At 61.3% G+C, this 18,005-nt stretch carries 13 protein-coding genes and 1 pseudogene; 6 read left to right on the top strand and 8 right to left on the bottom strand.

Annotated elements, in window-relative coordinates; translation table 11 throughout:
• Positions 1-353: 353 nt before the first annotated feature.
• Both ACZM22_RS10575 and ACZM22_RS10570 read right to left on the bottom strand, forming a co-directional pair.
• Complete coding sequence (locus ACZM22_RS10575; RefSeq protein WP_489544036.1) at positions 354-677, bottom strand: type II toxin-antitoxin system RelE/ParE family toxin; 324 nt, start codon at positions 675-677, stop codon at positions 354-356.
• Positions 670-990, bottom strand: a complete 321-nt coding sequence (locus ACZM22_RS10570; protein ID WP_489544035.1) for a type II toxin-antitoxin system RelB/DinJ family antitoxin — start codon at positions 988-990, stop codon at positions 670-672. The genes ACZM22_RS10575 and ACZM22_RS10570 overlap by 8 nt, the downstream gene beginning before the upstream one ends.
• 202 nt (positions 991-1,192) lie before the next feature.
• On the opposite strand from ACZM22_RS10570, the gene ACZM22_RS10565 reads away from it, so the two are divergent.
• Entirely contained in the window at positions 1,193-1,336 is a 144-nt protein-coding gene (locus ACZM22_RS10565; protein WP_489544034.1) for a hypothetical protein, read from the top strand.
• 132 nt (positions 1,337-1,468) lie between these two features.
• Here ACZM22_RS10565 and ACZM22_RS10560 read toward each other — a convergent pair.
• Positions 1,469-1,639 (bottom strand): annotated as a pseudogene (locus ACZM22_RS10560) (alpha/beta-type small acid-soluble spore protein); the annotation flags it as partial.
• A gap of 330 nt (positions 1,640-1,969) precedes the next feature.
• Here ACZM22_RS10560 and ACZM22_RS10555 point away from each other — a divergent pair.
• The 3 genes from ACZM22_RS10555 to ACZM22_RS10545 all read left to right on the top strand — a co-directional run bounded on the left by ACZM22_RS10555 (position 1,970) and on the right by ACZM22_RS10545 (position 5,495).
• Positions 1,970-2,926: an SHOCT domain-containing protein gene (locus ACZM22_RS10555; RefSeq protein ID WP_489544033.1), complete on the top strand. Its 957-nt coding sequence runs from the start codon at positions 1,970-1,972 to the stop codon at positions 2,924-2,926.
• 2 nt (positions 2,927-2,928) lie between these two features.
• Positions 2,929-4,881, top strand: a complete 1,953-nt coding sequence (locus ACZM22_RS10550; protein ID WP_489544032.1) for a clostripain-related cysteine peptidase — start codon at positions 2,929-2,931, stop codon at positions 4,879-4,881.
• 77 nt (positions 4,882-4,958) lie between these two features.
• Positions 4,959-5,495, top strand: coding sequence for a hypothetical protein (locus tag ACZM22_RS10545; RefSeq protein WP_483267868.1), 537 nt, complete (start codon positions 4,959-4,961; stop codon positions 5,493-5,495).
• 61 nt (positions 5,496-5,556) lie between these two features.
• Here the strand turns inward: ACZM22_RS10545 and ACZM22_RS10540 are convergent, their stop codons facing one another.
• On the bottom strand, positions 5,557-6,867 hold the full coding sequence (locus ACZM22_RS10540) for a sensor histidine kinase (protein ID WP_489544031.1): 1,311 nt from the start codon (positions 6,865-6,867) through the stop codon (positions 5,557-5,559).
• Positions 6,864-7,586 (bottom strand): LytR/AlgR family response regulator transcription factor, encoded by a 723-nt coding sequence (locus ACZM22_RS10535; protein WP_489544030.1) that lies wholly within the window; start codon positions 7,584-7,586, stop codon positions 6,864-6,866. The genes ACZM22_RS10540 and ACZM22_RS10535 overlap by 4 nt, the downstream gene beginning before the upstream one ends.
• A gap of 179 nt (positions 7,587-7,765) precedes the next feature.
• Here ACZM22_RS10535 and ACZM22_RS10530 point away from each other — a divergent pair, with 179 nt between their 5' ends.
• Together ACZM22_RS10530 and ACZM22_RS10525 are read left to right on the top strand one after the other, a co-directional pair.
• A complete protein-coding gene (locus tag ACZM22_RS10530) occupies positions 7,766-8,110 on the top strand; it encodes a hypothetical protein (protein WP_489544029.1) in 345 nt (114 codons plus the stop codon).
• 94 nt (positions 8,111-8,204) lie between these two features.
• Complete coding sequence (locus ACZM22_RS10525) at positions 8,205-15,287, top strand: immunoglobulin-like domain-containing protein (RefSeq protein WP_489544028.1); 7,083 nt, start codon at positions 8,205-8,207, stop codon at positions 15,285-15,287.
• 254 nt (positions 15,288-15,541) lie between these two features.
• Here the strand turns inward: ACZM22_RS10525 and ACZM22_RS10520 are convergent, their stop codons facing one another.
• From ACZM22_RS10520 to ACZM22_RS10510, 3 genes are all read right to left on the bottom strand, one after another.
• Positions 15,542-15,712: a DUF6472 family protein gene (locus tag ACZM22_RS10520; RefSeq protein WP_483267863.1), complete on the bottom strand. Its 171-nt coding sequence runs from the start codon at positions 15,710-15,712 to the stop codon at positions 15,542-15,544.
• Positions 15,713-17,113, bottom strand: coding sequence for an MATE family efflux transporter (locus ACZM22_RS10515; RefSeq protein WP_489544027.1), 1,401 nt, complete (start codon positions 17,111-17,113; stop codon positions 15,713-15,715).
• A 77-nt stretch (positions 17,114-17,190) separates the two neighbouring features.
• Positions 17,191-17,817: a single-stranded DNA-binding protein gene (locus ACZM22_RS10510; protein ID WP_489544026.1), complete on the bottom strand. Its 627-nt coding sequence runs from the start codon at positions 17,815-17,817 to the stop codon at positions 17,191-17,193.
• Between the last annotated feature and the right edge of the window lie 188 nt (positions 17,818-18,005).

Here is an 18,005-nt window from a genome sequence, read left to right as displayed (position 1 = left end):
TCTGAGTATGTAGAAAATCTACAGCGAGGTACTACGACTATCAATAGCGTTGTAAAGCAACTCATAAAGGACGAACGCATAGCATATAATGATCCAGATAAACGCCCTAGCCATATTGTTATTGTATGAGACTAAAAGGCTCCATCCATTTGGATGGAGCCTTTTAGTCTCATGATGAATAAATCTGCATAAAAGTTGACTACCAACGCAGTAGCAGGTACCGTCAAGACTTATGCGCAGTTAACTTAAAAGGGCGTTCGCGAAAAAGTGAATTTTCACACCAAGCGATTGAAGAACTGAGCAGCCCCTTCTTTCTGCCTGAAAAGAAGGGGCTGCTATCATGTTACTGATATTCACTTCTCTTCCGCTGCGCCAAACAGAACACGCAGATAATCTTGCCGCCCATCCAGAATACGGGAAACCTGTATTGTCTCGCCTCCAACACGGTAGAATAGAAAATAGCTCCCACTGAGAAGTGCCCGCAGGTCAGTCTCTCTACCGATTTTGGCTGAAACAGAAAAGCCAAGATAAGGGTTTTGCTGTAGATGCCGTAGATCGTGAGTAATACTCTTCACAATACGCTGTGCAGCCTGTGGGTTATGCAGCTCCAGCGAGATGTAGGCCTTGATCTCTGCCAAGTCACTGGCTGCTGCCGGCGTGATACGCAGCTTATTCATCCGTCAGCCCAAGCCGGGACTCCACGTCTTCCAGCGTAAGCCAGCCCCCTTCTTCAGCAGATTTCCAACCCTTGTCAATCTCGGCCATGAGCTGTGCCGCGGCCTTGGATCTCATATATTCCGCGTTTTCAGGAGACAACAGAAACGGAAAGCCGTTGCTATTCAGCGATTGCTGAAGAAATATATTAAAAGCCTCCGTCAAGCTCAGGCCGTAGTTGGAAAAAACATTCTCCGCCTCCTGCTTGATTTCCGGATTGATGCGCATTTGAAACGTCGCTGTTTTCGGTGCGGTAGCCACATTGATATTTGACATAGTAGCAGACCTCCTTTTCCTTTAGTATACCCACAGCATGATGCAATGTCAATACGCCGTCACTACGAAAAACTTGCTATTGCACACCACACATTGTGTGTTATAATTTAAGTGGGTCAGAAATCTCCCCCTTCCTGACTCACCAGATTCAAGAGGCTCTAAAGCGAACGGGCAAGAACGTAGAACAGAAGGGGGACTGCATATGAAAGATATTTTGAAGGCTATCCGCACATTTCTTCGCAAAATCCAACTTACCATCACTTTCAAAACGCCTCTCATTGATTTCTCGTTCGCTCTCTTGCTGATTCAGCTGCTTTTGATTGGCAGCTTCTCAACGATAGAATGATAAAGAACGCACGAACCAAATTGTGGCTCGTGCGTTTCCCTATATTGTGATCCCTGCTATGTACCGTACTTCAACTTCATGCCCCAGTGCTGTTCGGTCAGCCCGCTTGAAACTCATCGTTCGTATGGGTGCCATCTTCTTGACCATCTGGCCGCCGACAGAGCCGGCCTCGCGGCTGGTCAGGTCGCCGTTATAGCCGTTCTTCAGGTTGACGCCCACCTCGGAGGCGGCCTCCATCTTAAACTTATCCATAGCGGCCTTGGCCTCGGGAACGTTCAGCTTGCTGCTGTTCTTACTGGACATATTGAAAAATCTCCTTTCCTGTTGTTGAGCGATAAACTCTGATTGGGTATCGCAGTCATAGCTTTTCCCGAGGGACGGTGAATATGCGGCGGCGAGGGCTGGTAATATCTGCTGAAGATGGCGTCAGGCAACAAGGGCAAACACAGCTCCGCCGATCGAAACGCGCCATGCTGCGTCAGAAGTCTCGGCAGCACGATGCCGACATTTCGCGCCGAAAAAACATACATTTCAGGCGGAGCCTGTATCGCTGTCGAAAAACATGCTATACTGCCGAAACGGAGAGTGGGCGGTTCAGACCGCCGGAACAAACGGAGAATACAGGAGGGTCCTATGGGATTATTCAGTAACAATAAAAAGCTCTGCCCCATCTGCGGCAGCCCTACCCCGCGGCTGCTGCCCACCAAGGTGGAGGATATGCCTTTGTGCAAGGAGTGCGCCGGTAAGGTGGATCTGCCGAACGGCGTGCTGGAGCGCATGTCGCTGGATCAGTTCAAGAAATACATCGCTTACTATGACGAAAACCAGGCGCTGCGGGATGCGTTCAAGGAGACGGACCGCATGAGCTTCGGCTTTCTGAGCGGCGAGCTGCTGGCGGACACGGAGCACCGTCTGCTGCGGCTGAAGGGATACGACGGCGCACTGGTATTTCCGGCATCGGCCCTGGTGTCTTTCCGCTTCCTGGAGGACGGCAAGACCCTGTTCGAGGGCAAGGCCGACGGTCTGCACTGCCATCAGAGCGACGTGCCGGAGCGGGCGCGGGCCATGCAGATGCGGGTGGACCGCTTCCAGATGCAGAAAGAGGAGTACGAGCGCATGGAGCGGATGGAGCGCATGCGTGACCGCGACCGCCGTCCCGGGGAGCCGGACGACCGCCGGTTCGATATACCGGAGCCCCGCTTCGAGGCGGATGCGCCGGTGCATAAGTTCAGCGTGGAGGTCATCCTCAATGACCCGTACTGGAAGTCTTTCCGGAATGAGATCAGCGCGCCGTCCTTCAGCTCCACGAACCCCAGCATCATCGACTATCTCAATGAGTACGATGAAAAGGTGGCGGAGCTGCACCGCATGGCCACGGCGCTGGCTCATGTGATGAATCCCGGCGCCAGAGAGCTGTGGGACGGCGAGAACGCCGCCGCGCCGGCCGCTCAGGCGGCCCAGCCCGTTCAGGCCGCAGCTCCTGTCGTGGACACGGTGGCGGAGCTGCAGAAGTACAAGATGCTGTTGGACACCGGCGTCATCACCGAGGAGGAGTTTGCTGCCAAGAAGAAGCAGCTGCTGGGGATCTGAATATGAAGAAGAAAATTTTCGCGCTGATGATGGCGCTGGTCATGGCCCTGCCGCTGGCCGCCTGCGGCGATGAGCCCGGTACGCCGGACAACAATACGGCGGCGGACGACGGCAGCAGCTGGGCGGTATACTGGTACCTCTGCGGCAGCGATCTGGAGACCGAGGGCGGCTGCGCCACCGCGGACCTCAGCGAGCTGATGGAGGTGGAGCTGCCGGAAAACGTGACGGTGGTCATCCAGACCGGCGGCGCTGCCGAGTGGCAGAACGACGTGGTGGATGCCTCCAAGCTGCAGCGCTTCGTGTACAACAGCGAGGGATTGCAGCTGGTGGACGAGCAGCCCTCGGCCAGTATGGGCGACAGCGAGACGCTGGCGGCGTTTCTGCAGTTTGCCAAGGACAGCTATCCCGCCGACAAGACGGCGGTGGTGTTCTGGAACCACGGCGGCGGCTCGGTGTCCGGCGCGGCTTTTGATGAGCTGTACGACTACGACTCCCTGACGCTGGACGAGATGTACGCCGCGTTTTCTCAGGTGTGGGAGCCGTCGCTGGAGGCGGGGCAGCAGCCGTTGGAGCTGGTGGGCTTTGACACCTGCCTGATGGCCACGGTGGACGTGGCTTACACCTTCTGCGACCTGAGCCGCTATCTGGTGGCGTCGGAGGAGACGGAGCCGGGCAACGGCTGGTACTACACCGACTGGGTGGGCGCGCTGGCGGAACAGCCGTCCATGGACGGCGCCGCTCTGGGACGCGCCATCTGCGATGCGTACTACACCGGCTGCGAGCTGGTGGACACGGAGGACAGTGTGACGCTGTCCCTCACCGACCTGTCCCAGATCGGGCCGCTGCTGACGGCCTACGAGAGCTATGGCGCGGAGGCGCTGAGCGCCGCCTGCCAGGATCCGTCCTTCTTCACGCGGTTTGCCCGCGTGGCGGACCGCAGCGAGAACTACGGCGGCAACACCCGCGAGGAGGGCTACGCCAACATGGTGGACCTGGGCCACATGGCCCGCCAGAGCGGCGATATGCTGCCCTCGGCCCAGGCGGTGCTGGATGCGCTGGACAGCTGCGTGCTGTATCAGGTGAAGGGCCCCTACCGCAGCGAGGCCACGGGCCTGTCCTGCTACTACTCCTATAACGGCGATGCAGACGAGGCGGTCAGCTATGCCGGTCTGGGCGCCGGCGCGGCGTTCAAGTACTTCTATCTCTATGAGCTTACCGGTGAGCTGGACCAGAGCGGCATGGACTATCTGGCGGAGATGGATATCCACGACCTGCCTGAGGTGGAGACGCTGTCCGCCATGGATTGGGACAACGCGCCCCTGACCCTGAACGATGAGGGCTGCGCCGTACTGACCCTGGGGCCGGAGGCCGACAGCCTGCTGGCGTCCGTGAATTTCTCCCTGTACTATACGGATCCGGACAGCGACAGCCTGCTGATGCTGGGTACGGACAACGACATCGTCGGCGACTGGGAGAACGGCGTGTTCACCGACAACTTCCGGGGCGTCTGGGGCAGCATCGACGGCGCGGTGGTCTACATGGAGCTCAGCAGCGTGGGTGACGACTACAACCTGTATACCGTGCCGGTGCTGCTGAACGGCGAGGCATACAACCTGCAGGTGGCCTATAACTTCTCCACGGAGAGCTGGGAGATCCTGGGTGCGCGGCAGGGACTGGATGAGAACGGCATGGCCGGTAAGGAGCTGCGGCTGCTGCAGGAGGGCGATGAGCTCACCACCGTGTGGTATATGTCCAGTATTTCCGGTGACGATGATTTTGAGGCCTACGAGGCGGAGACCATCACCGTGACGGCGGATACCGCCTTCGGCGAGACGGCGCTGCCGGACGGGCGGTATGTCATGGTGTTCGAAATGCGGGACGCCATGGACAACTGCGCCTACTCCAGCTTGGCCAGCTTCACCGTGGAGGGCGGCAGCATCACCACCAGCGTGTGATGCAAAGAACGATATAGACCGCAGAGGCGGTTTATATAGATATCAAGAGAAACGACAATAATGGAGGAAGAATGAACATGAAACTCAAGAAACTGCTGGCTCTGCTGCTGGCGATGATGATGGCATTTGCTCTGGTGGCCTGCGGTGATACCGCCGACACGGGCGATGACGCTGCTGACGATCAGCAGCAGGTGCAGGACGATGCCGCCGCGGACGATACCCAGACCAGCCCTGAGGGCCAGAGCCTGCTGACCATCCTGGCCGATCAGTTTATTCCCGCTCCCGAAGTGGCGGGTACCTACTGGACCTTCATCGGCGGCTATGTCGACGGCGTGCAGATGACCGCGGATCAGACTCAGGAGGTCATGAGCCAGCTCCACGACGTGTACCAGTTCATCTTCGTGGACGAGAGCAAGGTGGTGCTGGCCGAGGATGAGGAGCAGACCGAGGGCACCTACTCCCTCAGCGAGGACGGCGGCACCATGAAGATCGAGGTGGGCGGCGTCACCTATGCCGGCACCTTCATCGACAAGGACGGCCACACCGTGATGGTGGCTATGCTGGACGGCACCGGCATGAACGCCCTGTACTTCCAGGAGATCATCGAGGGTTGAACAAACCAATAAAAAAGGACCTGCACCGCGAGGCGCAGGTCCTTTTTTATTGGCCGCAGGTTTACTTGGCGACGCCCTTTGCCGGCAGCACCACGCGCAGCAGGAATGTGCCCCGCTCCGCCAGGAACTGGCACAGGCCGCCGCGCTGCTGGGCAATGGCCTGGATGCTGCGGCAGCCGAAGCCGTGGCCCGCCGCATCGGATACCGGTACGCCATCCCGCATCACCGGCGGCGTGTCGTAGGGATTGCGCACCTCGATGAGCAGTTTGTTCAGGCGGATGCCGCAGTAGAGGTCTACCGTCCGGCGGAACTCCGGCCGCAGCGTGGACGCGGCGCGCAGGGCATTTTCCAGAGCGTTGGACAGCAGGGAGCATAGCTCCGTGTCGCTGATGGGCAGGTGGGCGGGGACCCGTGCGTCCACGTTCAGGGTAACGCCGGATTTTTCCGCCTTCTGGACGAAGGAGGAGCACAGCAGATTCACCGTCTCGTTCTCGCAGAAGCGGCGGGAGGTGAGGGCCTCCACGTCGGACTGGACCTTTTGGATGTACTCCTGGGCCTGCTGGGGGCTGCCGGAGGCCAGAAGGCCGCTGATCATGTTCAGGTGGTGGCGCATGTCGTGCTGGTACACCGCCGTCTGCATCTCCGACTGGCGCAGGGAGTCCATCTCCTGCTGGGACTGCTTCAGCTCTACCTCCAGCAGGGAGCGCTGCATCTCGGCGCTGGAACGCTTCTGGCTCTGGACGTAGAAGGCGGGCAGGAACAGGACGTAGAACACCACCAGCACCGTGGGCAGGAACTCGTTGAGGGCCTGAATGCCGGAATACAGCGCATCGGAGTAGATGGTGGTGGCGTAGTCAAAAATGTAATAGCTGCAGGGAAGGCTCCCGAACAGCAGCAGGGCGGTGGGGGAACTGGTCATGGCGCCGTAGGCCGCGGCCACGAAGTACCGGCGGAACAGGTAGAACGACCCGCTCAGCAGCACGATATACACCAGATTGCCGGCCACGGCGCTGTGGGTCAGGGCCTCCACGGCCATGCTGCCCCAGCGGGGCGGCTGGCAGCAGAGATAGGCGGTGGCGGTGCTGACGATGGCGATGCCCCAGGGCTTTTTCAGCGCCAGCACCAAAATCAGCACCAGCGGCAGATGGACGATCAGGGGGTAGATCTGCTTGACAGCCAGCTCGCCCAGCGTCAGCCAGCCCAGGAGCTGGACCACCAGAAAGCAGGGGCACAGGTACGCGATCAGACGCTTCTGGCGGGGGGTATCGCAGCCGCCGGAGATGAACACATCAAGCGCCAGCCCGTAGATCAGCACCAGAGCGTAATCGAACACGTCCAGCAGGGACGCGATATTCATGTCGGATACGGTCACAGCTCCTCCCTCTCCGCAAACAGCAGCTTCATATAGTCCTTTTGCAGCTGGGGGTACAGCAGCCGCGACACCGGCAGGTTCATGCCGGAAAACGTATGGACACCGGCGGGGGACAGCTCATCGATCTGGAGCATGTTCACAATGTAGGACCGGTGGATGCGCATGAACTCCGGCCGCACCAGCAGCAGCGGCTCGTAGTCCTTCAGAGAACCCGCCACCTTCCGCACCGTGCCGTCGGCCAGGTGGAAGTAGAGATGCTTGCCGTTGACCTCCACATAGGACAGCCGGGAAAACGGCACCCGCACCAGCGTGGCACCCGCCTTCAGGGTCAGGCCGTCCTGCGGACGCTGCTCCCGCAGCATCAGCTTGTCCAGTACGGGGAACAGCAGGCTGTCGCTGATGGGCTTGAGCAGATACTCCAGCGCCCGCACACCGTAGCTCTCGTAGGCGAAGCCCGGGGAGGACGTGAGGAACACGATATCGGCGGCATCGTCAAAGGTGCGTATCTCGCGGGCGGCGTCCATGCCGTCGATGCCGGGCATCATCACATCCAGCAGGTACAGGCTGAACCGCTCGCGCTGGGCCACGTCCAGCATGCCGGCGGCGCTGCGGAACGTGTGATACCGCAGGGGGAAATGCCGCTCCGCCTGCCATTGGTCCAGCAGTGCCGTCAGGGCGGACAGCTCCTCCGCCTGATCATCGCAGACCGCTATATACACCGCAAACACCTCCGTTTGAATAGTCGCCTACGATTCTACCACAGGGAGGGGCGGTTTGAAAAGTCATGTTCTGACATTTCGTGTCGAAAAAATATACATTTCAAGGGCGCGGCCTCCTGCCGCCGGAAAAAGCTGGTAAACTGACCATGCTGAAAGCTGGAGAAAGGGGGCGATGGGACATGACACCGTGGATCGCGTGGCTGATCGCCGCCGTCTGCGCGGCTGCTTTCGTGGCGCTCTGGTCCTGGGAGGTGCGGCGCATGCTGACCGGCCGGCAGAGCATCGTGGACAGCGCAGCCAGCCAAGTCACCGCCTTCCACCGCCGTCTGGCGCAGACCCCCGCCGATCGGGAGGCAGCCGCCGTGCTGTACCGCAGCGAGAGCATCTACCGTCAGGCGGTGGACAACTACAACCACGCGCTGCACCGGCCGTGGGTCTACATCCCGGCCCGCATCATGGGGTTCCGCAGAGCGCCGGAGGAGCCGGAGCCCGGCCCCATGGACGGGGGATCCCACGCCGAGTGACGCGGCGGGAGCAATACGTATATAACGCACTGCGGGCGCAGACCCGCGGGGAGCGATGAGAGAATCTGTAATCACAACAGGGAGGAATCGACGGATGAAGAAGAAATGGATGGGCGGTCTGCTGGCGCTGGCACTGGCGGCGCTGTGCATGCTGCCCACACAGGTACAGGCCGCCTCGACGTCCACAACGGAGAAGCATATGCACGGCGACGTGGAGTGCATCCTCTGGACGGACGAGAGAGCCCGTGAGCAGTGCGGCCCCAACAGTACAGCCAGCAACTCACTGCCCTATGTGGACTATGGCCAGCTCGGCATATACTGCCTGACCAAGGATGTGTATCTGCCGAAGGACTGGACGCCCTATACATGGTGGGGCGGCACGAACAGCCTGACGATCTGCCTGAACGGCCACACCATCAACGGCGCGGGCATCCTGGGCAAGGACGAGGCGACCTACAACGATATCACGGACCAGCAGTCCCTGACGCTGATGGACTGCACGGAGGACGCCTCCAAGCGGGGCAGCTTCGGCGTGTATAATTCCGCCGGTTCCAAAAACAGCGCCATCCTTCTGAAGCGGGGCAACAACCTGACGCTCAGCAACGTGACCCTCACCGGCATCGACTGCGCGAAGGCCGCTATCACGGTGGGCGATCGGGCTACGCTGAATCTGTGCGACGGCGCTTCCATCGAGTATAACAAGAGCACCGGCGACAAGCAGGCTACCATCGTGATCAACAAGGGCGGCACGTTCAACATGACCGGCGGCCAGATCCGAGACAACAAGGGCTATGCGGGCGGCGTTCTGAACAACGGTACCTTCAACATGACCGGCGGTTCCATCTTCAATAACGTCGGTACGGCCTATGGCGGCATCGCCACCGGCAGCGGTACTCTGAACATCGGCGGCACCGCCAAGGTCTACTATAACTATAAGGACGGCGCACCCGGCACCCAGCCGCGCAGCAACGTGTGCATGCTGAATCCCGAGAGCTACCCCATTCACGTCAGCGGGCTCCAGAGCGCGGCAAAGATCGCCCTGAACAGCTGGGCGGACGGCATCGTGCAGGGCAAGGTGACGGACGAGACGCTGGGCTGCTTCTCTCTGGACGATCCCAGTCTGGGCGTGCTGTATGTGGAGAACGAGCAGCTGAAGAAGCTGCCGGCCCACTACCACTGCGTCTGCGGCGCGGAGCACACGGTCAGCGGCAGCCATACCGCGGCCAACCTCCAGACCTTCACGCCCTGGGAGTCCGAGGATTCCCTGCCCACCGAGGCGGGCTGCTATCACCTGACCAAGAACGTGACCCTCAGCGAGACGTGGAAGCCCAAGGAGGGCACCGTGCTGTGTACCAACGGCCACAGCATCATCGCGGGCGGCAGCTTTGATATCATCACGGTGGACTCCGGCGTGACGTTCAGCCTGACCGACTGCAGCAGCGACTGGAGCGAATACCACAACGCCAGCGCACTGATGCCGGCCGACAACTCGACGTATCGGGGCAACGGTGTCCGCAATAACGGCACATTCAACCTGTATATGGGCGCCATCGTCGGCTGTGTCGGCACGGACGGCGGCGGTGTGTACAACAACGGCACGTTCAACATGTACGCGGGCCATATCTACCGCGACGGCGACCAGGGCGGCGTCGGCGTCGTTGTGGAGCACGGCGGCGGCGTTCTGAACAACGGCACCTTCAACATGTACGGCGGCAGCATCCGCAATAACGGCCGCGCGAGCAGCGTGGGCAGCGACGTGGGCGTCCGGTACGGCGGCGGCGTGTATGTGGGCACCAGCGGTACGTTCACCATGACCGGCGGCGACATCATGGGCAACAGCGTGATCACCGGCGGTCAGGGCAATGCCATCTATGTGGACAACGGCGGCGCACTGAAGCTGGGCAAGAACGCGCGGATCTGGAACAACAATAGCGCCAGCAGCATCGCGCTCGCCAACGACAGCGCCAACATCAGCATCATCAGACGCCTCAGCGACAGCGCAAAGATCGATATCGGCAGCCTGTCCGCCGACCGCGTTACCCAGACCGGCAACAACTTCTACACGGTGGAGAACAGCCGGTATCTGGTGTCCCCGGGCCATATCCACAAGCCGGACGGCACGGCGGACCCCACCGGCAACGATGAGACCGAGGCTATCTATGAGAAATGGACCTCCACCGATAGCCTGCCCACCACGGCGGGCGCGTGGAGACTGATGAACGACGTGACCGTCAGCAGCGGCACCGTTCTGAATGAGAACGTGACGCTGTGCCTGAACGGCCACACCATCACCGTGAAGGACGGCGCGGACTATACCTATTACGTGACCCGCAGCCACACCCTGAACATCGTGGACTGCCAGGGCAGCGGCGTCATCAACGGCGGCGGCACGGCGGCGGGCGGCCGCGCAGGCGTAAAGGTGGAGACCTACGGCACGTTCAACCTGTACGCCGGTACCATCAAGGGCTTCGGCCACGGTGTGCTGCTGGACAGAACCACTTACGGTTCTGTCACCTTCAACATGTACGGCGGCACCATCACCGGCAACCACTCCGGCGGCTTCGGCGGCGGTGTGGCGGTCCAGAAGAACGGCAAGTTCGAGATGTACGGCGGCAGCATCACCGGCAACTCCGCGGCCACCTACGGCGGCGGTATCTGCAACAGCGGCGGCAGCGTGAAGCTGGTCGGCGGCAGCATTACCGGCAACACCGCCGGTACGCAGGGCGGCGGTATTTACAACAATTCCGAGGGCAGCGTCAGCAGCAACAGCTACGCCGGTCTCCTGCTGTATCCCACCAGGGGCGGCTACAAGATCACCGTGACCGGCAATACCGTGGGCGGTGCGGCCAACAACCTGGCCACCGCCCAGACGATCATGCTGAGCAGAGAGTGGAGCAACTACTATAGTCCGACGCTGCGGAGCACCGGCAGCACCATCGGCATGACCGTGCTGGAGCCGGCCAACGGCAAGGATGTTGTCGAGGCGTACAGAGGCAGTAGCGGCGGCTACTACAACGCCGGTGATCTGAGCCGCGATCTGCCCCGCTTCACGCTGGACGACAACAAGGACGGCCAGATGGAGCTGACCACCTGGGACGGCGCGTTCGTCATCCAGCTGACCGTCTATCATAAGCACAGCATCTGCAATCTGGACAGCGCCAGCCATGACATCTCCGTGGCGGGCCACTCCGGCGAGTGCGGCGGCGAGATCGACTTCAAGGAGTGGACGGACTACGAGGCCCAGAAGGACTACGGCTCCAGGACGTTCGCATCCGGCATCCGTGTCAAAGCCACCAACTGGCTGCCCCGCACCGGCAACTGGTATCTGAGCCAGGACGTGACGCTGGAGAAGACGTGGAAGGCCAACGGCAGCGATAAGAAGCTGAACCTCTGCTTCAACGGCCATACCGTCACCAGCGCTGACAGCAACACCAGCAAATCTCTGCTGCGTGTCTCCGCCCTCGCCAAGGTCAACCTGACCGACTGCGCGGCCACGCCCGGCGGCCTGCGGGGCAACAGCAATATGACCGACCAGCGCGGACTTAAAGTGAGCAACGCTTACGCCAACCTGTATAACGGCACCATCACCGGCTTTACCAGCAGCTATGGCGCCGGTGTGAGCGTAGAGCCTCGTGAAGGCGGCAGCTTCGGCCTGTACGGAAATGCAGCGATCCAGTATAATAAGTCCACCAATACGGGAGATTTGAAGTTTGGCGGCTATTGGCCTAATTCGGATCTTGAAGGTATCCGCGACGCGAGCAGCGCCGGAGGCGGCGGTGTGGCCAACTACGGCAAGTTCACCATGAACAGCCTGCGCAGCGACGCCATCGCCTACAACAGCGCGGCCAGATTCGGCGGCGGCCTGTTCAACTGGCCCTATGGGACGCAGTACAGATGGGCCAAGCTCCTCAACGGCGGCATCACCGGCAACACCGCCGGTGAGATGGGCGGCGGTGTGCTCACTTCGTGCAACCCAGATGACACAGCACTTACGCTGGGCGGCAGCGTCAGCATCACCGGCAACACCCTGACCGGCGGCGCAGACGACAACCTGTACCTGGCAACCGATACGTATCACGGCACCGTGGCGAAGATCTGCGTCAGCGGCCTGACCGAGAACGCGGACATCCAGGTGGTGGAGGTCGAGGGCCGCGAGGGTAAGGACTACTTCAGCGGCGTGACCTACGAGACCCTGCCGCCGGAGGTGCTGGCCAGGATCACCACCAACAACGGCAGCATCTTCGCGTGGAACGAGGCCCACGACACCATCCTGCTGGTGCAGGCGGTGCCCGCAGACCTGATGCCCGTGGTGGCCGCCGAGACCACCCTGACCTACAGCGGCGAGGAGCAGACGGTGCTCACCGTGCCCGAGGGCGCGGACACCTACTACACCGTGTCCGGTGAGGACAAGGCCACGGACGTGGGCGAGTATACCATTACCCTGCGCCTGAACGAGGGGTATGTGTGGCCCGACGGCACCGAGACCGACAAGACCATCCAGTGGAAGATCCAGCCCATGAAGGTGAAGGCCCCCATGGCCGTCACCGGCCTCATCTACAACGGCGAGACCCAGACCGGCGTGGCCGCCGGTGAGGGCTACACGCTGGAGGGCGAGTTCAAGGCGGTCAACGCCGGTGAGCACACCGCCGTGGCCAAGCTGACGAACACCGCCAACTATCAGTGGGACGACGGCACCACCGAGGATAAGACCATCGTGTGGAGCATCGGCGAGAAGACCCCTGTGGTCAGCGACTTCGCTGTGACCTATCCCCGGAGCGAGGATCTGGTCTATAACGGAAACGCCAAGGAAGTGACCGCAAAGCTGAGCGACAGCTATCCCGCGCAGGATATCACGCTGACCGTGGTCTACACGAATGCCGACGGCATCGCGGTGGAAGAGCCCACCAATGCCGGTACCTACACGGTGAAGCTGCGCGTCTCCGGCAGCAGCAACTTCGCCGCGGCGGAGCTGGCGCTGGACGATTTGACGATCGCACCCATGGGCCAGGAGCTGTCCTTCGCGGAGACGAGGGTGGAGCTGACCTACGATCCCGCCAGCACCAGCTATACCCAGACTGTCAGCGGCGCCAAGGGCCCCGTGGTCTATCGCGGCAGCGATGACACCGTGGCGGCGGTGGACGCCGCCACCGGCGAGGTCACCATCCGCAAGGCCGGTACCGTGGTCATCACCGCGATGTCGGACGACAGCAACCATAACTATGCGCAATCCTCCGCCACCTATACGCTGGTCATTCAGAAGGCGGCGCAGGATGCACCTGCCGGTCTGGAGAGTACCGCGCCCTCCTCCATCGGCGGCACCGACGGTACCATCACCGGCGTGACCTCCGCCATGGAGTACAGCGCTGATGGTGTGAACTACGTCACCTGCCCCGACGGGACTCTGACCGGTCTGAACAGCGGCATCTATCAGGTGCGCTTCAAGGAGACTGACACCCACAAGGCCGGTGCGGTTCTGAATGTGACGGTGCCTGTCCACCAGCATACCTTCGACCAGAAGGCGGAGAGCCAGCAGTACCGCAAGGCCGACGCTACCTGCCTGTCTCCGGCACTCTATTACAAGTCCTGTGCCTGCGGCGTCTCCAGTGAGGGCACTGCCGGCGAGGCCATCTTCGAGGTGGGTCAGAAGCTGGAGCACGACTTCCAGTGGAAGGACTACGACAACGATTATCACGTCAAGCAGTGCCGGAACGGCTGCGATGAGTGGGATATGACCACCAGAGAGGCCCACGTCTATGACGGCCTGGAGGGCACGGAGTGCCTGACCTGCGGCCATGACCGCACCGTGAACTACTTCACCGTGTCCTTCGAGGCCAACGAGGCCGAGTACGGCATGGTGACGCCCGTGCAGGCGGTCAGCCGCGTGCCGGAGGGGGCGGATCTGACCGTCAGCGGCAGCACCGTTACCGTCAAGGGCGTGACGGTGGCCGCGGTGGCCAGCGCCAACACCGCCCAGTACACCTACGCCTTCGAGAAGTGGAGCACGCCTAACGGCACCTACACCGTGACGGATGACACCACCATTACCGCTATCTTCAGCCGTACCGTCAACCAGTACACGGTGGCCTGGAACGCCCAGGGCGGCAGCCTGACCGGCAGCTGCACCGATGGCGCTGTGGACTACGGCACCGCCATCCAGGCGCCCGGCGCGGACAAGGCGACGGACGAGGACAACAGCTACGTGTTCCTGGGCTGGAGCACCACGCCCAACGGTGCGGTGGAGGATGTGGCCGAGACTGTGACCGGCAACGTCACCTACTATGCCCAGTACGAGGTGCAGCCTCACGTCTGGACCGAGGATTGGGACAGCGACGACACGTATCACTGGCACACCTGCACGGTGGACGGCTGCGGCTATACCAAGGACAAGGCCGAGCACGACTACACCGATGCGGATGATACCATCTGCGATACCTGCGGCTACCAGCGCACTCTGCCGGATATCACCGGCACGGTGGCCATCAACGGCAAGCTGGAGCGCGGCGAGACCCTGACTGCCGAGACCAGCGGCATGCCCAACGCTGACCTGCGCTACCAGTGGCTGCGGAACGGCCAGCCCATCGAGGGCGCCGATGAGGCTGCCTACGAGCTGACCGGCGAGGACATCGGCAAGACCATCTCCGTGCGCATCACGGCGAAGGGCTATGCCGGTACTATCGAGACCGAGGCCGAGGGTACGGTGACGGTGTACTACTCCGTCAGCTACGATACCGAGGTGGGCGGCACTCTGGCCATGGATCGTGCCGAGGGCGGTAAGAACTACACCCTGCGCTCCGACTGGGACAGCATGGGCTTCCGGGCTCCCGACAAGAAGACGTTCGACAAGTGGATCATCGACGGCGTGGCCTACGAGGCCGGCACCACCTACGTGGTGGAGCACGACGTCAGCGTGACGCCGCTGTGGAAGGACGTTAAGAGCGACGACGATGACGGTCCCAAGCCGCCTGTGCCTACGCCGGACGATCCCGTCAAGCCGCCTGTACCTACGCCGGACGATAAGCGGCACAACCACAAGGGCAACGGCACCAATAACGGCGCCAACGGCGCGGCCCAGTCGCCCAAGACCTTCGATGCCGGTATCGCCGCCTATGCGGCCGCGGCTGTGCTGAGCCTCAGCGGTGCTGCGGGCCTGCGCCGCCGGAAGAAGTCCGGTAAGTAACGCTTTTTCTGCTGCTCCGCCTGTTGGGGGGTATAACGAGCGGAGTCTTGCCCATGGGGGAAGAAAAGAGACGCGGCCTTTGGCCGCGTCTCTTGCGTTTTGCGGGGATGTGCCGCGCCGGGCGCCGCTGCGGACGCGCCGCTTTGACGCGGGACGCCGCACACAAGGCACTGCATCCCGCGGGAGGGCCTGCGTGCGGTACAGATGAAAGAGGGGGGACAGCGGATGTGCTGTCTCCCCTCTTTTGCTGTATGTTACTGCTTCCGTGCGGTGAGATAGTCGTCCCCGGGCCGCCAGAAGGGGCAGCTGCCGGTGTCCGACGCCAGGAAGCGGGCCATCTCGTCCTCATCCAGGTCCATGTCGCACACGTAGTCATCGTATTCCTCGTCATAGAGGTAGAACACGCAGGATTCACACTTGTCCATTTACACATCCTCCACCAGGCGATAGTGGTCGAACTTGCAGTGGGTGTAATACAGCAGGGTGGCGGCGCTGCATACGAACCATCCGGCGGGGTAGCTCAGAGCGATGGGCACGATCTCGTTGGAGATGTAGTTGGCCATGACATACAGGTAGATCTGGCGGAATACCACGAAGGAGCCCAGCATGATGAACATGGGCATACGGCTGTTGCCCGCGCCCCGCAGCGCGCCGGAGTAGATCTGGTTGATGCAGAAGAAGAAGTAGAACGGCGACAGCAGCCGCAGCAGCAGCGCGCCGTAGGACACCACCTCGGCCTTACTGTTGAAGAAGGAGGTGAGGCCCGGCGCCAGCAGCAGCACCGGCACCAGCAGCACGGCGGTGACGGCGAAGGACAGCAGCAGCGCACGGCGCACGCCGCCCTTGGCACGCGCCACGTTGCCCACACCCAGATTCTGGCCCACAAAGGTGGTGGAGGCCATGGACAGAGACTGCACCGGCAGGATCACCAGCTGGTCAATCTTGGTGTAGGCCGTCCAGCCGGACATGCAGTCCGCGCCGAAGTGGTTGATGTAGCCCTGCACGAACACGTTGGAGAAGGCGGTGATGGCCATCTGCAGCGCGGCGGGGATGCCCACCGACACGATCTTTTTCAGCATGTCCCAGTGGAACCGCAGCTTCCGCAGCTCCAGCCGGATGCTGCCGTCGTAGCGCATCAGTACGGTCATGGTCAGTATGGCGGATACCGCCTGAGCAATGATGGTGGCGTAGGCCACGCCCTCCACGCCCATGCCGAATTGCAGCACAAACAGCAGGTCCAGCGCCGTGTTCACCACGGCGGACACTACCAGAAAGTAGAAGGGGCGGCGGGAGTCGCCGGCAGCCTGCAGGATGCCGGAGCCCATGTTGTACAGCAGCAGGCCCATGATGCCCGCGAAATAGATGGTCAGGTACGTGGTCTGGTCCGGCGCCACCTCCGCGGGGGTCTTCATCAGGTCCAGCATCAGCGGCGTCATGGCGATGCCCGCGCCGGTGAAAACCACGCCCAGCAGCAGCGTCAGGAGAATGGCGGTGTGTACCGCCTGATGTACCTTTTCCGGCCGGTGCGCACCGTAATACTGGCTGATGACCACGCCGGCGCCGCTGGACATTCCCAGAAAGAAGCCGATGAGGGTGTTGATAATGGGCCCCACGGTGCCCACGGCGGAGAACGCCTCATTGCTGACGAAATTGCCCACCACCCAGGTGTCCACCATGTTGTAAAGCTGCTGGAACAGGTTGCCTGCCAGCAGCGGCAGGGCGAAACGAATCAGGTGTCCCGTGGTGCTGCCCTGGGTCATGTCCACGTCGTACCGGGCAGCATGGGGCTTGTGGTGATGAAAAGGGAAGTGCAGGTGATGCTGCATGAGGATCTATCTCTCTTTCGTAAAATTTCTTGTAAAATCTGACGTTAAATCTATCATAACACTGGTGATTCCCGTTTTCAACGGGGAATATGTACAAGAAATTCCTCGATCTCCGCAGGACGCATGATGGACACCTCATAAGCCGTGCGGTCCGTCAGGACGCCGTTGTCATTTTTGGTGTAGACACGGCTCTGGACGCGGCCCTCCACGGTGAGGCGCTGGCCGGTGCGCATGTCCGCCGCCTGAGCCGCCACCGCGCCCCAGGCGATGCACGGCAGGTAGTCCGCCCGTCCGTACCGGCGGTTCACCGCCAGGATGATGTCACAGATCTCGCGGCCCAGCGGCGTCCGCCGCAGCGTGGGTGTCCTGCACAATATGCCGGACAGCTGGATCTGGTTAAAGGGGCTCTCGCCGCCCAGGGTCAGCTGGTGGGCGAACACGGAGATCACCAGGCGGCTGCCCTGACCGCTTTTGTTGTTGAAGGACCGCAGCTGACCGATGACGGTAACGGTGGTCCCAGCCGCCACCGGTACAGCATGGAGCAGCGTCTGGGGCACGATGACCGGCAGGCGGTCTGCCTGCCCCGACAGGCGCATCACCGCCAGCGTAAACCTGTAGAAGGCGCAGCCGTGGTTGACGTGGGACAGAGCGGGCACGTCCTCCGCCTGCCCGCATAGATGGACGCGGTTGTAGTTCAGTTCCATATCGAACACCTCGTTTGTTGAGATGTCCCACCCTATGCCGCCGGATGCGGAAAGATGCCTCTTTTCAAACGATGGAAACCGTGGCATAATGCTCATGGTTAATAAAGAAGTAAAAATTATAATATAAATTAAGATAACCAACCCCACTGTTATTCCGTAAAATGAATTAAATAGTACTTGCGAAATGA

The organism is Vescimonas sp. (genome assembly GCF_057856985.1).
This window is presented reverse-complemented; position numbering and strand designations above follow the sequence as displayed.

What these genes read in the sequence shown, in the direction of transcription:
- ACZM22_RS10515 (WP_489544027.1), bottom strand. Translation starts at nt 17,113, where the DNA reads ATGCAGCATCACCTGCACTTCCCTTTTCATCACCACAAGCCCCATGCT.
- ACZM22_RS10570 (WP_489544035.1), bottom strand. Translation starts at nt 990, where the DNA reads ATGTCAAATATCAATGTGGCTACCGCACCGAAAACAGCGACGTTTCAA.
- ACZM22_RS10565 (WP_489544034.1), top strand. Translation starts at nt 1,193, where the DNA reads ATGAAAGATATTTTGAAGGCTATCCGCACATTTCTTCGCAAAATCCAA.
- ACZM22_RS10545 (WP_483267868.1), top strand. Translation starts at nt 4,959, where the DNA reads ATGAAACTCAAGAAACTGCTGGCTCTGCTGCTGGCGATGATGATGGCA.
- ACZM22_RS10510 (WP_489544026.1), bottom strand. Translation starts at nt 17,817, where the DNA reads ATGGAACTGAACTACAACCGCGTCCATCTATGCGGGCAGGCGGAGGAC.
- ACZM22_RS10530 (WP_489544029.1), top strand. Translation starts at nt 7,766, where the DNA reads ATGACACCGTGGATCGCGTGGCTGATCGCCGCCGTCTGCGCGGCTGCT.
- ACZM22_RS10575 (WP_489544036.1), bottom strand. Translation starts at nt 677, where the DNA reads ATGAATAAGCTGCGTATCACGCCGGCAGCAGCCAGTGACTTGGCAGAG.
- ACZM22_RS10525 (WP_489544028.1), top strand. Translation starts at nt 8,205, where the DNA reads ATGAAGAAGAAATGGATGGGCGGTCTGCTGGCGCTGGCACTGGCGGCG.
- ACZM22_RS10520 (WP_483267863.1), bottom strand. Translation starts at nt 15,712, where the DNA reads ATGGACAAGTGTGAATCCTGCGTGTTCTACCTCTATGACGAGGAATAC.
- ACZM22_RS10550 (WP_489544032.1), top strand. Translation starts at nt 2,929, where the DNA reads ATGAAGAAGAAAATTTTCGCGCTGATGATGGCGCTGGTCATGGCCCTG.
- ACZM22_RS10555 (WP_489544033.1), top strand. Translation starts at nt 1,970, where the DNA reads ATGGGATTATTCAGTAACAATAAAAAGCTCTGCCCCATCTGCGGCAGC.